We start from the raw sequence: 14465 nt of genomic DNA on the forward strand, positions 1-14465 counted from the left end.
GGGCGGGATCAGCGTTCCAGGAACGCGAACAGCTCCTCCCAGCGGCGCAGGGTCTCCGGTTCGGAGAACCGCTGGACGCCGGAGCGGGCCCGCGCGCCCATCGCGTCGCGCAGCCGGGGGTTGCCGGTGAGCCGCAGCAGCCGGTCGGCGAGGGCGGCGACGTCCCCGGCGGGTGCGAGGAGCCCGTCCTCACCGTCCCGGACGATCTCGCGGACCCCGGGCGCGCAGTCGAAGGCGGCACACGGCACGCCGCTCGCCATCGCTTCCAGGAGCGCGAGCGGGAAGCCCTCGCCCCGGGAGGACTGGACGAAGACGGAGGCGTCCGCGAGGGCCCGCTCCACGTCGTCGGTACGGCCCATCCACTCCACGGAGCCGTCGAGGCCGAGGCCCGTGCACTGTGCCTTCAACGCGGCCTCGTCCTCGCCCGCCCCGTACACGCGCAGGGTCCAGTCGGGGCGGGCGGGGGCGACCAGGGCCCAGCTGTCCAGGAGCAGGTCGATGCCTTTCTGGTCACTGAGCCGGCCGATGCTGGCGACGGTCCTCGCGGTGCGCGGGGAGGGCACGTCGGGGAGCCGGGAGAGGGCGTTGGGCAGGAAGCCGACGTTGTTCATGCCGTCCCCGGCCCACCGGTCGGCGTCCTCCTCGGTGAGGACGAGCCAGTGGTCGAGGTCCTTGTAGTGGTTCTTGATCCAGCGGTAGCGGTGGCTCGCGCGGGAGTAGTCGTAGGACTCGTGGCTCATCCCGATGACCCGGAGCCCGGCGGTGTCGGCCTCCCCGACCCACTCCATCGCCCAGACCTGGGTGACGATGACGACCGCGCCGGGCCGGGCGGTGGCGAAGAGCTCCGAGAGCCTCCCCACGGCCTGCTTCTTGGCGGCGGCCCGGGCGGCCTCCTTGCGCCGGGCGGGGATGCGGAAGCGGTCGCGGACGCCGTGGGGTGTCCAGGGGGTCGGGGGGTGGGCCGGGTAGAGGGCGGTGACCGGATGTGCGGGCTGCCGGGGCAGCGTCATCTTGAGGTCGGAGGCGTGGATGCCGACGGTGTGGACCCGGTGGCCCTGGCCGGCGAAGAGGCGGGCGGTCTGGTGCATCCAGCCGGTGACGCCGCCGAGTTCGTCGGTGCTGTTGGAGACGATGAAGATGTCGCGGCTCATCGGCCGGCCCCCCGGTCGTGGTCGGTGGTGTCGCGGACGCCCCGGGAAGCGGCGGGCCCGAAGACGGCGGCGACGGTGGCGCGGGCCGCGTCTCCCCGGTCGTAGGCGCCGAACCGCTCGGCGAAGGCCCGGCGTTGGTCGGCGTACCGGTGGTCGGACTTCTTGAGGTCCGCGAGGGCGGCGAACAGCTCCTCCTGGGTCGCGGTCACCGGCCCCGGGGCCTGCTCCCGCAGGTCGAAGTAGCTGCCGCGCTCGGCCGCGTACGTCTCCAGGTCGGGGGCGAACAGCACGACGGGCCGGTCGAGGAGGGCGAAGTCGAACATGATGGAGGAGTAGTCGGTCACCAGCACGTCGGTGATGGTGAGGAGTTCGCTGACGTCGTGGTGGCGGGAGACGTCGACGACGGTGCCGGGCGGGCAGACCGGCAGCCGGGCCGACTCCAGGTAGTGGGCCCGCACCAGCAGGGTGTGGGTGTCGCCGAACCGCTCGGCGAACTCCCGCACGTCCAGCAGGAGTCGGCTCTTGCGCTGCTTTCCCGGCCCGCCGCGGAAGGTCGGGGCGTACAGCACGGTCTTCTTGTGGTCGTCGAGCCCGAGCTCCCCGGCGAGGGGCGGGCGCGGCAGCCTTCCCCCGGTCTCGGCCCGGGTGCGCTCCGCGATCAGGGCGTCGTTGCGCGGGTAGCCGGTGCGCAGGAGTCTTTCCTCGGGCAGCCGGTAGGCGCGGGCGAGGGTCGTCACGTCGTGCTCGGAGCGGACGAGGAAGTGGTCGAAGCGGTCGACGGCCTGCTGGAGCCGTTCGCGCTGCGGGGCGTTCTGGAGCCGTACGCGGGTCTCGTCGAAGCCCATGCGTTTGTACGCGGAGCCGTGCCAGGTCTGGAGGTACGTGGTGCGGTCGGGCTTGCGCAGCTGCTGCGGGAAGCCCTGGTTGTCGACCCAGTACTCGGCGCGGGCCAGCGCCCACAGGTAGCGCCAGGACCAGCGGCGTACGAGGCGGGCGTCGTCCGGGAAACCGGCCGGGGACGGATCGTAGGACCAGGTGGCGTGGAGCTTCAGGCCCTGGCGGCGGATCTCCTCGTACAGGGCGCGCGGGCTGTCGCCGTAGCAGGTGCCCATGTGGCTCTCGAAGACGACGGAGCCCCGGCGCACGGGGAGGCGGGTGAACCAGGTGTTGTAGGCGGGGGCCTTGAAGCCGCGGGAGCGGTAGCGGTCCAGGCGCTTGCGCAGGGCGCGGACGAGGAGCCTGGCCTTGCGGGCGGGCCGGAAGTGCGTGGCGTAGCGGACCAGGCGGTGGGCGGTGCGGGCCGGGCGGCGGCGGGCGGCCAGCCGGAGCGCGAAGTGGTCCTTGAGCGTGATGTAGGGCTCCCAGGTGTCCCCGGCGAGCCGCCCGAGCCGGGGCCGCGCGGCGAACCGGACCGCTCCGGCCACCTGGTCCCGCGGGGCGAACAGATCGCTGACGGACCGGACCCCGTCCGCCTCCACGATCAGCCGCGCGTCCCACGCCGTGTCGCGGACGCCGACGGGGCGCAGGCGGCGCGAGACGTCGGCCCGCGCGCGCCAGGTGATCCCGGTCCCGTCGTGCCGGACCACCTCGGCCGGGAACGCGACGGCGTGCGCCCCGCCCCGGGCCCGGAACTCCAGGGTGGCCGTGAGGGGGGCGCCGGGGCCGGGCCCGGTGTGCCCGGGCAGCACGAGACGGCCTTCGAGGAGCAGGCGGCCCCCATCGGCGGCGGCACAGCGGGTGAGCCGGTTCATCAGCCGCATCTCGCCGAACCGGCGGTACTGGTGGCCGAGTTCGGTGATGTCGGCGACGGGTTCCTCCGCTTCCCCACCCCAGGCGACCCGCCCGTCCGCACCCGTCGTCAGCGGCGCGCACACGGTGGCGGGCCGGCTCAGCGCGTAGGCAGCGGCCAGGATGCCCTCGGCGTCGCCCCGGCCCAGCAGGGTCACGGCGACCCGCTCCAGCGGCGGCAGGTCCGGCGGGACGGGTCCGGTCAGGGTGCGGGCGCAGGCGGCGGCGACCCGGTCGCGGCGGACGGCGGGCAGCGCGGGGAAGGACCGGACCAGCGGCACCAGATGGTCCCGGTGGAACGCCTTCTCCCGCTCCTCGCGCAGCTCGGGGAGCTTGTGCGCGAGGAGGGTGTTGGCGACCCGGCGGTGGGCCTCGACCAGGGCGGCGAGGTCGCGGGCCCGGTCGGGGACGGCACGGCCGGTCACGATCAGCCGGCGGACCAGGGCGATCCGGCCGACCGCCGCGGCGACGGTCGGGCCGAACAGGATCTCGCCGTGCGCCAGGTCCTCCTCGTACCGCAGCCCGTGCCGCCGGACGGCCTCGCGGCGCAGGCAGAACCCGGTCACCAAGGCGTCTCTGACGACGAGTTGGGGGGCCTCGGTGAAGCGGGTGAGGGTGCGGGAGCGGGCGAACAGCTCCCCCTGCCAGGACGGCTCCCGTTCCTTGCCGCTCTCGTCGGTGATCCGGCTCCAGCGTCCGGCGATCAGGTCGGCGCGGCTGGTCTCGCCCGCCTGCCAGAGGTTGCGGCAGGCGTGCTTCTGGAGCCGCTCGCCGCTGCCGAGGACCAGGACGTACCGGCCGGTCGCCGCGTCGAGGCCCGCGTTGCGCAGGGCCCCGGTGGTGCGGGCGGCCGGGTCGGCGTGGACCAGCCGGACCCGTTCGGGCGCGCGGGCCGCGAGGGTGCGGGCGGCGGTGCGTACGGCCGGGTCGGCGGCGGAGGCGAGGACGACGAGCGCCTCGGCGGCCCGCATCGACTGGCCGAGGACGGACTCCACGGAGGCCCGCAGGGCGCCGGCCCCGCCCGGGCCGTCGCCGTCCCCGCCGCCGGTGATCACACAGCTGACGTCGCTCATACCCGCTCCCCCTCGACAGCCCGACCGCCGGTGAGCATCCGGTCCACGACCCGGGCGGCGGCGGTCCCGTCGTCGAGGTCGCAGAACGCCTCCCGGAACTGTTCGTAGGCCTCCCGGTGCCCGGCCGTGGCCGCGTCCGGGTCGCGGAGCGCGGCCACGATCCCGGCGGAGTCGGGGATCAGGGGTCCGGGGGCGCGGTGCTCGAAGTCGAAGCAGAAGCCGCGCAGGGTGTCGCGGTAGTGGGCCAGGTCGTGGGTGTGGAAGACCATGGGGCGGCCGGTCTGCGCGAAGTCGAACATGATCGAGGAGTAGTCGGTGACCAACGCGTCGCTGATCAGCAGCAGTTCGGCGGCGTCCGGGTGGCGGGAGACATCGCGGACGAAGTCGGTGTCGGGGACGCTGCCGCCGACGAGGTAGTGCCGCCGGACCAGGAGGACGTGGTCGTCGCCGAGGACGTCGCGGGCGTGTTCCAGGTCGAGGTGGAGGTCGGGGGCGTACCGCCCCGCCTTCCGCGGCTGGTCCTCGCGCCAGGTCGGGGCGTAGAGGATCACGCGCCGCCCGTCGGGGATCGCGAGCCGTTCCCGTACGGCGGCGGCGACCTTGGCCCGGTCGGAGGCGTACAGCAGGTCGTTGCGCGGGTAGCCGCATTCCAGGACCTCGCCGTCGTAGCCGAAGGCGCGGCGCAGGACGGGGGTGGAGAAGCTGTTCGGGGAGACGAGCACGCTCCACTGGGCGGACCGGCGTTCCATGGAGGCCATGTACGCGGCGTCGGCGTGCGGGGTGCCCGCGAGGTCGCGGCCGATGCGCTTGAGGGGGGTGCCGTGCCAGGTCTGGACGACGCACTGGCCCTCGGCCCGCTCGAACCATTCGGGGAGATGCGTGTTGGTGACGATCCACCGGCTGCGGGCCAGCGCCTGGTACCACTCGGCGCTGTGCAGGGCGATGGGCCTGACCCCGTCGGGCACGGCCGCCTGCTGGTCGCGGACGACCCACAGGTGCTCGATGTCCGGTTCCCTGGCGGCGAGTTCGCGGTGGACGGCGCGGGGCGAGTCGGAGAACTGCCGGCCGTCGAAGCTGGAGTAGAGGGCGGCGGGGCGCGTCGCGGCCGGGGCGACGGTACGGAGTACGGCGTAGCGCTCGCGCCGGACGCGCTGCCCGTACGGCCCCCGGTCGGCGGCCGGGAGGGCGCTGCCGGACTCCAGGACGAGCCGGTCGTGGTAGCGCCGCTGAAGGGTGAAGTCCCGTCCCTCCAACCGCTGTCGGCGAGGCAGGGTGGTGTGCAGGGAGGTGATCGTCCGGAGCGGCCGGTACGCCTCGAAGTCCCGCTCCCCCGGTGTGCGCAGGAAGAGGTACCAGCGCCCCTCGGCCAGCGGCAGCGCCCCGCCCGGCCCTTCGACGGCGGCCGGGGCGATCACGGCCCGGAAGCCGTCGCCGTCACCCCGCTCCACTCCGACGACGGCCTCCTCCTGGTGGCCGCTGTGGCGCAGGACAAATTCGTGGGCGGTCCCCGTGGGCTCGGGGAAGGCCCCTTCGAGGACCAGTGCACCCGACCTCTCCCAGACGGCGGAGGTGACGACGGGCTGGACGGTCCGGTCGGTGAGGACGAGGTCGCCCGAGGGGTTGGGGGCCGCGTACACCTCGCGGCCGCCGGGCAGCGCGTAACGCCCGTCCGGACCGTCGGGGCGGGCCGCAACGGTCAACGGCTTGCCTTCGCCGACGAGTTGCACGCCCCAGATGTCGTCCTCCCTCCGGAAGACGCTGAGCGGGATGTCCGCCGCCCGGGAGCCGAGCGAGCCGCGCAGGGCGAACTCCCGCGTTTCCTTGGTGTGCCACTCGGTGAGCCGGAGGGCGACCGGCCCGGCGTCGCCGAGGACCTTCACCTCCAGGCGCACGGCGTCCTCGGCCGCCGACTGCCCGGTCAGGACGGCGGCGACGCGTTCGGTGCGCAGCTCCAGCTTGTTGCCGGACAGGACGGGGACGATACGGGTCCGCTCGTCGGTGTACGTCACTGCGGGCGGGGCCGGGGTGCCGACGAGCCGCATCGGGCCCCGGCGCGGCCGCCCCGCACCGACGACGACGGCCTCCGGCTTCCACGTCGTACGGTCGCCGCCCGCTTTCCCGGCGAGCGTGCGCGGATCAATGGTGGCGGTGAACCCGGCACGGTCGTAACGGTGCAGGGAGCGGCCGGACCGGGCGGTGGCCTCGTCGCCGCCGACGGGGCGCAGCCGCAACGGGATCAGCCGCTTCCCGGACCGCAGCCAGCCGAGGCGCGGGGGCCCGCCGGGGGCGTTGCGCACATAGGCGTACCCGGTCAGGCGCAGCAGCCCGTCCCGCCAGACGGCCTCGGTGAGGTGGGCGTGGACGGGCAGGTCGGCGGGGGTGAGCGCGGTGGTGGCGGGCGGCAGCGGGTCGCGGACGGCGGGGTGGTGGGCGCGGGGGCGGAGCAGTCCGCGTACGTGGAAGGTGTCCCGGTCCTTCTTCTCGTCGGCGAGGAGGGCGAGGAGTTCGGGGAGCCGGCGTTCCCGGATGAGCTGCCACTTGACCCGCAGATGCAGGGGCAGCGAGGCGAGGACGTCGGGTTCGACGGTGGAGGCGAACGCGCCGGCGTGCTCCAGGAAGGCTTCGTGGAACTCCGCGTCGCCGTCCGGCAGGGCCTCGATGAACAGCCAGAGGTCGCCGGAGAGCGCGTGGGCGTCGTAGCGGCGCTTGGCCTCGGCGGCGTCGGCCGCTCCTTCTCCGGATGACCGCCCGGCGAGGAAGCGGCTTACGGTGGTGACGGCGGTGACCCGGTCGCGGATGCCCCGGGGGACGGCCCGCCGGGTGGTGATCGAGCCGTCGCGGTCGCGCCAGTGGTAGACGGGCTCCTCGACGACGTCGACCGAGCGGGCCAGGAAGTGGGCGGGGAGGACGACCGCGATGTCCTCATACAGCACGCCCGTGGGGAAGGCGAAGGCGTGCTCGTCCCAGAAGGTGCGGCGGAAGACCTTGTTGCAGGCGATGCGGTCGCCGAGCAGGATCCAGTCCCGGGTGACATGGGTGGCCGGGCGGGCCTTCTCCATCGCCTTGCGGAACATCGGAGACTGTTCGAGGTCCCCGTTGGCCCGCAGCCGCAGGACGTTGCCGGTGGCGAAGTCGGAGCCGGAGCAGTCGAGTTCGGCCAGCATCCGGGCGTACGCGCCGGGCGGGACGACGTCGTCGCTGTCGACGAACGTCAGGAACTCCGCGTCGGGGCGGGCCTCGCGGACCCCGGCGTTGCGGGCCGCGCCGAGCCCGGCGTTCTCCTGCCGGATCAGCCGGAAGCGCGGATCGCGCTCCGTGAACTCCTGCGCCAGTGCGGGGCCGTTGTCCGTGGAGCCGTCGTCGACGAGGACGACCTCCAGGTCCGGCATGGTCTGCTCGGCGAGCGAGGTCAGGCAGGCACCGAGGTACTCCTCGACGTTGTAGAGGGGGACGACGACGGTGAGACGGGGTGCCATCGCGGCGCACGATCCTTCCGGGGACTGGGGCTTCGGGGGCGTGGAGGGCCCGCCGGGGGCCATGGGGTACAACCCGCGCCGTGGTCGCCGGTCACCCGAGGGGGTCCGTTCGAGTGACGGGAGGGGCGGGGTCGGGCGCCCGGGGGCGCGCCGGTGACGCGTTCGAGCCCCGCGCCGGGGAGGGCACGGGGCTCGGCACGACGGCGAGGAGCTCGCCTCAGGGCTTGACGGCGATCCGCCCCTCGTCCATCCGGAGCAGGAGGAGCCGCTCACCGGTCTTCTCCAGGAACTCGTCCACCGCCTGCCGCGAGCCCTGCCAGTAGCCGTAGTCGTCGATCAGGAGGACCCCGCCCGGGACCAACCGGTCGTAAAGATGCTCCAGTTCGTGCTTGGTGGAGGCGTACCAGTCGGTGTCCAGGCGCAGGATCGAGATCTGCTCCGGGGCCTGCTCGGGGACGGTGTCCTCGACCCGCCCCCGCACGTAGTGCACGCGCTCCTTCGGGTAGGGCACCTGCCCGAAGCCCGCTTTGACGTCCTCCAGGGAGGCGACCGCCCAGATCGGCCGGTCCTTGCCCTGGGCGTCCAGGAGTTCCTGGGCCGGCCGGCCGTCACGCCGCAGGTCCTCGGCGGTGGGCGGGGTCATCCCCTCGTACGTGTCGAAGAGGTAGAGGTCGCGCTCGGTCTCCCCGAGGGAGAGCAGGGTCCGGGCGCACGCCTGCATCGAACCGCCGCGCCAGACACCGCACTCGACGATGTCGCCGGGGATGTCGTGCCGGGCGATGTACCGGGTGGCGAGGATGAAGGCGTTGAGCCGCTCCGGCGAGGTCATCGAGTACGGCTTGACCGCGCGGATGATGTCCTTGGCCTCGTCGTCGTAGTCCGCCGGGAACGCCGTGGCGGGCTTCTTCGCCTGGGGCTTCGGGGCGGGAGCGGGGGCCGCCACCGGGGCGGCCGGGGCCGGGGCGGGACCGGCGGGGGCGGTGCGGGCGGCGGGCACCGGGACGCGCCTGAGCTGGTATCCGGTGAGCTGCTGAAGGACGCCGTTGACGGCGTTGCGCCAAGCCATGCCCCGGGACAGTACGCGCGGTTTGCGGCTCATGTCACCTTTCGTCAACCTGCCATTGATTCCGGCGCGGTTCCGGGAGAGGACACGGGGGTGGGCGCCGGGGCGGAGTCGGGCTCGGTGGCGGGTTCGGGTACGGAGGCGGGTGCGGGCACCGGGGCGGCGGGCCTGCCGCACCGGTCGCGGCCGTCCACCGGCCGGGGCAGCGGGACGCCGTCCACACCGCCGACCCGGTTGGCCCACCACACCGCCGACTCCCGTACGACGAACATCGTCAGCCGGGGGTAGCGCCGCGGCTTGCGGAAGACGCCGACGGAGTCGCCCCAGTAGGCGGCCTTCTTGTCGATGGCCCGGTAGTCGTGCCAGATGCCCTTCCGCGGCGGGAAGTCGGTGTAGGCCTCGACCAGTTCCAGCCGGGAGTGGGCGGCGAGGGCGCGGAATCCGTCGGGGTAGTAGCGCCAGCAGTCCTGTGCGTCGTGGACGTGGCCGCGCGAGGGGGCGGTGATGAACGCGTGCCCGCCCGGCTTCAGGACGCGGGCGATCTCCAGCATCGAGGCCCAGAAGAACGGGATGTGCTCGAACGCCTGCCCGGAGAGGACGACATCGGCGCTGTTGGAGCGGGCGGGGATGCGGTACGGCTTCGTCATCACCGCGTCGACGTTGGGGCCGTCCTGGACGTCGACCCCGAAGTAGTCGACGGGGTGCCGGGCGAGGAGCGCCCGGTGGGTGCGGGTCTGCTTGCCGGAGATCCGCGACCCGAGGTCGACGACCCGGTAGGCGCCGTGACCGGATGCGGGCCCTTCGACGGGCAGATACTCCTTGATGCAGAGTTCCATCTGCTCGTAGGCGGACCGGTGCATGGGCGTCTCCCAACATCGCGGGGTGAGCGAACTGCCGGGCACAACGACCGCGCGGGGCGGAGGAACCGGCACGGGGAGCGCACCTTGCGCCATTCGGGTGAGGGGATGCGGGTGAGGGGCGCGGCCCCGGGTCACCCGGCCGGGGCGAAGAACCGCCGTACGACACGTTCCGCCGCGTGCCCGTCGTCGTACGGGCAGAACCGCTCCCGGAACGCGGTGCGCAGCGCGGCCGCCTCCGGGGAGCGCCACCGGCCCGACCGGAACACGTCCCGCAGCTCGTCCGGGGTGGTGGTGACGGGGCCCGGGGTGTCGCCGGGGAGCCCGGAGAGCAGGTCGAAATAGGTTCCGCGCGCGGCCCGGTAGGCGTCCCAGTCGGGAGCGTGGACGACGATCGGGCGGTCCAGGCAGGCGTAGTCGAAGACCAGGGAGGAGTAGTCGGCGATCAACGCGTCGGCGGCCAGGCACAGTTCCTCGACCCGGGGATGCCCGGTGACGTCGATGACCCGCCCTGTACCCATGGGGGCCTCGCCCCCGGCGGACCGTCCGTAGAAGTAGTGGGCGCGCACCAACACCACGTAATCGGGACCCAGTTGACGCGCCAGCCGTTCCGGGTCGAGGTCGGGGACGAAGCCGTCGCGGTAGTCGCGGTGGGTCGGGGCGTGGAGGAGGGCGATCTGCCCCTCGGCGATGCCCAATTCGGCGCGGATCTTCGCGATGTCGTCGGCGGTGGCGGTGAAGTAGACGTCGTTGCGCGGGTATCCGAGGTCGAGGTGTTCGTAGGGCGTGCCCTCCGGGGCCGGGTAGACGCGGTCCCAGACCTCGGTGGAGTGCGGGTTGGCCGAGAGGCTGAAGTCCCACTGGCGTACGTGCGCGAGGATCTTGTCGAAGTCGGTCTTCCGGGCGAGGGCGGGATACGCGCGCTGGTCGAGCCCCATGGTCTTGAGCGGGGTCCCGTGGTGGGTCTGGAGATAGCGCTGACCGGGTCGTTTGGTGAAACCACCGGGAAAACTGGAGTTGTTGACCAGGTAGGTGGCGGTGGCCATGGCCCGCCAGTAGGGACGCGAGCCCTCGATGACGTACGGCACCCCGGCCGGCATCCGGTCGCGGTGGCGGGACGAAACGACCCACACGCCCCGGATGTGCGGGACCAGTTCGCGGGCCTTGGCGTGGATCGCGGCGGGGTTGCAGGCGACGCCCCGGTTCCAGTACGCCCCGTAGACCGCGAGGCCGGGGTCGAGCGGGCGGCGCAGGTCGGTGCGGTAGACGGCCCGCATGGCCTGCCGGCGGACGAACCGCTTCACCGACGCCGCGGAGGCTCGGGGGGATCTGCGGGTGGGCCTGGTGGGCATGGCCGTTGAGCGTAGCCGCGGGCTCGGGCGGCGGACGCCCCGCGTTCACCCGTTCGGGTAAGCGCCGGTGACCCTGGGACCCGCCCCCTGTTGACCAGGACATGAAGCCACCACTCCTCAGCGTCGTCGTCCCCGTCCACAACGTGGAGGCCTATCTGGAGGACTGCCTGCGGTCGGTGGCGGAGCAGACCCTCGACGCGATCGAGGTGGTGATGGTCGACGACGGTTCGACGGACGGGAGCGCCCGGATCGCCGCGGAGTTCGCCGCCCGGGACGACCGCTTCCGGCTGGTCCGGCAGCCGAACGCGGGCCTGAGCGCGGCCCGCAACACCGGCGTCCGGCACACCACGCCCACCGCCCGCTACCTGGCGTTCGCGGACAGCGACGACATCGTCGTGCACGACGCCTACGAGCGGATGACGGCTTCCCTGGAGTCGACCGGTTCCGATCTGGCGACCGGCAACGTGTGGCGGCTGACCGGCCAGGGGCGGCAGCAGGCCTGGCAGTACCGCTGGCTGACGGACTCCCGGTCGCGTACGCACATCACCCGGGATCCGCGTCTGCTGGCCGACCGCGTGGCGTGGAACAAGGTGTTCCGGCGCTCCTTCTGGGACGCGCGCGGCTTCGCGTTCCCGGAGGGCAGGCTGTACGAGGACACCCCGGTGATGATCCCCGCGCACTATCTCGCGCGCTCGGTCGACGTCCTCGCCGGGCACGTCTACTACTGGCGGGTGCGGGAGGGCTCGATCACCCGGCGGCGCACGGACGTCACGGGCGTACGGGACCGGATCGCCGCGTGCGAGCAGGTAAGCGCGTTCCTGGGCGGCCGGGACGCGGACCGGCGGCGGGCGTACGACGCGTCCTGCCTCCGCGACGACTTCGGGTACTTCCTGGACGGCCTGCCGATGGGCGGCGAGGCGTACCGGGCGGCGTTCCTGGAGGGCGCGGGGGCCTTCGTCGACCGGGCGGGCCCCGAGGTGCTGGAGGGCCTGCCGGTGGAGCTGCGCATCAAGTGGCGGCTGGTACGGGAGCGGCGCCTGGCGGACCTGCTGGCGGTCCTCGCCTTCGAACGGGCCAATGGGGCGGGCACGTTCGCCGTCGAGGGCCTGCCGGGGCGGCGGCGGGCGGTGTACCCCGGCGTGCGCGGCGCGAGCGCCCGGCTCGCGCGCACGGACGTCCCGGCGGTCGCACGGCTCCTGGAGGCGCGGTGGGGCGCGGACGGGAAGCTGCGGCTGCGCGGGTACGCGTATCTCCGCAACCTCCCCGCCGAGTCGGCGCGCCGGCGGCTGACGGTGGGCATGGTCCGGGCTGAGCGGGGGCGGGCGGTGCGACCGGTGCCGGTGCGCTCCGTTCCCGCGCCCGAGGCGACGGTGAACTCCGGTCAGGAGCTGCACGACTACGACCACGCGGGCTTCGAGATGGTCCTCGACCCGGACAGGCTTCCCGCGACGGGGGTGGGCGGCGGCTGGCTGGTGGGCGTGGTCCTCGCCGCCCCCGGAACGGTCCGCCGGGTCGCGGTGCGCGCCCAGGACGCGGGCGCGGACCAGCCGCTGGTGCACGACCTGGGCGACGGGCGGCGGGCGGTGCTGGACTTCCGGGGCGGCCGGCTCCGGCTGACGGTGTCGCGGCTGCGGGCCCGGGCCGAGGGGCACCGGACGGTCGCCGCCGGGACGGCGGGCGCCTCGCTGGAGATCGTGGGCCGGCTCTTCGGCGGGACGGCGAGGGCCACGGGGCTGGTGCTGACCCGCGAGGGCGGTGAGGGCGGCGAAGGTGTCGACGAGCGCCTGTGCGCGGTGGAGCACGGGGAGGGGGCCGGGTCCGACGGTCTCCCGTTCACCGCGCGGGTACCGCTCGCCGCTCTCGCCGCCGTACCGCCCGCCGCGCACCGGGCCCCCCGCGAGGTCGAGGCGGCGGGCGGGGCGCGGTGGCGGGCCCGGCTCCTGCTCGACGACGGCACCCGTGTCCCGCTGCCCGCCGCCCCGGACCTGCCGCCGCCCGCGTGCGCGGACCCGGCGGGCGACCTGGTGCTGGAGCCGGCGGGGCCGCCGTACGCGGACCGGGTGGAAGCCGCTCCGGGGGGCGGCCTGAGGATCTCGGGGACGTACGCCCCCCCGGTTCCGGGCGTGGAAGCGGCGTCGCCGGACGCGCCCGGCGGCCGTCTCGTCCTGCGTCACGAGACGCTGCACGAGGTGGTCCCGGTCGCGGAGGGCGGGGTGACCGATGCGACCGTCGCGACCGGCACTCCAGGCGCCCCAGGCACTCCGGGTATTCCTGGCATTCCGGGTACCCGAGGTGCCCACCCCTCCCTCCGCTTCTCCGCGCTGATCACCCCGCCGCTCCCGGAGGGCCGCTGGGAGGTCCGCCTGGACGGCCGCCCCGTCCGCGTCCTCGGCTCCGCCGCCGGGCAGCTTCCCCTAGGCGACGGGGGCGAGAACACGCTGCGCCTGGAGCGGCGGCAGGGCGACCGGCTGTCCGTCGTCGCTGCGCCCGGCCTCCCGGCCGCCGGGCGCAGCGCGTACGGCAGGCGCCTCCTGCGTACCGCGCACCACCCCGACCTGTGCACGCCCGGCACATCGCCCGCCCTCCCCCTCCGCGACACCGTCCTGCACATGGGCGGCGACTCCCCGCGCGCCGTCCACGCCGAGCTCGTGCGCCGGGGCGCGGACGCCGAGCACCTGTGGGTCACCGGTACCACCCCCGGCCGCATCACCCCCGTCCCACCCGGCGCGCGGGCCGTCCCCGTGCACAGCGCCGCCTGGTACGAGGCGCTGGCGCGCTCCCGCCGGATCGTCACGGACGAGCAGTTGCCCGTGTGGTTCGAGCGGCGGCCCGGGCAGACGGTCGTCCAGACCTGGCACGGCACCCCGCTCGGCCGGTTCGGCTCCGGCCTCGCGGGCTCCCTCTACGCCGACCACCAGTACCTCGCCACCCTGCCGCAGCGATCGGCCCAGTGGTCGGTACTGATCTCCCCGAGCCGCTTCGCCACCCCCCTGCTGCGCCGGTCGCTCTCGTACGAGGGCGAGGTGCTGGAGGCCGGGTCGCCCGCCAACGACGTGCTGTTCCCGCCGGTACGGGACAAGGCGGCCGAAGAGGTACGGCGCGGGCTCGGGATCCCGGAGGAGCATCGCGTCGTGCTGTACGCCCCGACCTACCGCGACCACCTGGCCCATCCCGCCTCCGCCGCATCTGCCGCGTCCGTGGACCGCACGGCCCCCGGCCCGTACCGCTGGGACCCGGCGCTCGACCCGCACGCCCTGGCCCGGGCGCTCGGCCCCGGCCACACGGTGCTGGTGCGCCGCCACCCCCGGGTCACCGGCAGCGTTCCGGCCGGGCCGGGCGTGCTCGACGTCTCACACCACCCGGGGGCGGCGGGGCTGCTCCTGATCGCCGACGTCCTGGTGACGGACTACGCCGGGCTGATGTTCGACTTCGCGCTGACGGGCCGGCCGATGCTCTTCCACACGTACGACCTGGAGCACTACCGCGACACCGTGCGCGGCTTCTGCCTGGACTTCGAGACCCGGGCGCCGGGGCCGCTGCTGGTGACGACGGACGAGGTGGCCCAGGCCCTGCGTGACACGGGAAGGTCGGCGGCCCGGCACGCGGACGCGTACGAGAGCTTCCGCCGCGACTACTGCGACCTGGACGACGGCGGCGCGGCGGCCCGGGTCGCGGACCGGTTGCTGGCGGACGCGGAGTAGGCCC

General features: G+C 74.3%; 7 protein-coding genes. 1 reads left to right on the forward strand and 6 read right to left on the reverse strand.

Annotation, left to right across the window (positions count from 1 at the left end):
- Positions 1-8 precede the first annotated feature (8 nt).
- The 6 genes from IE145_RS17605 to IE145_RS17630 all read right to left on the reverse strand — a co-directional run bounded on the left by IE145_RS17605 (position 9) and on the right by IE145_RS17630 (position 10760).
- Complete coding sequence (locus IE145_RS17605) at positions 9-1151, reverse strand: glycosyltransferase (RefSeq protein ID WP_189525984.1); 1143 nt, start codon at positions 1149-1151, stop codon at positions 9-11.
- A complete protein-coding gene (locus tag IE145_RS17610; RefSeq protein ID WP_189525986.1) occupies positions 1148-4012 on the reverse strand; it encodes a CDP-glycerol:glycerophosphate glycerophosphotransferase in 2865 nt (954 codons plus the stop codon). The genes IE145_RS17605 and IE145_RS17610 overlap by 4 nt, the downstream gene beginning before the upstream one ends.
- A complete protein-coding gene (locus tag IE145_RS17615) occupies positions 4009-7488 on the reverse strand; it encodes a bifunctional glycosyltransferase/CDP-glycerol:glycerophosphate glycerophosphotransferase (protein ID WP_189525988.1) in 3480 nt (1159 codons plus the stop codon). The genes IE145_RS17610 and IE145_RS17615 overlap by 4 nt, the downstream gene beginning before the upstream one ends.
- Before the next feature lie 217 nt (positions 7489-7705).
- A complete protein-coding gene (locus IE145_RS17620; RefSeq protein WP_189525990.1) occupies positions 7706-8587 on the reverse strand; it encodes a TylF/MycF/NovP-related O-methyltransferase in 882 nt (293 codons plus the stop codon).
- A gap of 11 nt (positions 8588-8598) precedes the next feature.
- Entirely contained in the window at positions 8599-9411 is an 813-nt protein-coding gene (locus IE145_RS17625) for a methyltransferase domain-containing protein (RefSeq protein WP_189525992.1), read from the reverse strand.
- Between the two features lie 131 nt (positions 9412-9542).
- Positions 9543-10760, reverse strand: a complete 1218-nt coding sequence (locus IE145_RS17630; RefSeq protein ID WP_229825624.1) for a CDP-glycerol glycerophosphotransferase family protein — start codon at positions 10758-10760, stop codon at positions 9543-9545.
- Between the two features lie 101 nt (positions 10761-10861).
- Between IE145_RS17630 and IE145_RS17635 the strand changes: the two genes are divergently transcribed.
- Positions 10862-14461, forward strand: a complete 3600-nt coding sequence (locus IE145_RS17635) for a bifunctional glycosyltransferase/CDP-glycerol:glycerophosphate glycerophosphotransferase (protein ID WP_189525994.1) — start codon at positions 10862-10864, stop codon at positions 14459-14461.
- Positions 14462-14465: the final 4 nt, after the last annotated feature.

This window comes from Streptomyces sindenensis, assembly GCF_014649035.1.
GTDB lineage: Bacteria > Actinomycetota > Actinomycetes > Streptomycetales > Streptomycetaceae > Streptomyces > Streptomyces sindenensis.

Bases quoted from the DNA above. Each gene is read 5' to 3' on its own strand.
- IE145_RS17615 (WP_189525988.1), bottom strand. From the start codon at position 7,488: ATGGCACCCCGTCTCACCGTCGTCGTCCCCCTCTACAACGTCGAGGAG.
- IE145_RS17630 (WP_229825624.1), bottom strand. From the start codon at position 10,760: ATGCCCACCAGGCCCACCCGCAGATCCCCCCGAGCCTCCGCGGCGTCG.
- IE145_RS17635 (WP_189525994.1), top strand. From the start codon at position 10,862: ATGAAGCCACCACTCCTCAGCGTCGTCGTCCCCGTCCACAACGTGGAG.
- IE145_RS17610 (WP_189525986.1), bottom strand. From the start codon at position 4,012: ATGAGCGACGTCAGCTGTGTGATCACCGGCGGCGGGGACGGCGACGGC.
- IE145_RS17625 (WP_189525992.1), bottom strand. From the start codon at position 9,411: ATGCACCGGTCCGCCTACGAGCAGATGGAACTCTGCATCAAGGAGTAT.
- IE145_RS17605 (WP_189525984.1), bottom strand. From the start codon at position 1,151: ATGAGCCGCGACATCTTCATCGTCTCCAACAGCACCGACGAACTCGGC.
- IE145_RS17620 (WP_189525990.1), bottom strand. From the start codon at position 8,587: ATGAGCCGCAAACCGCGCGTACTGTCCCGGGGCATGGCTTGGCGCAAC.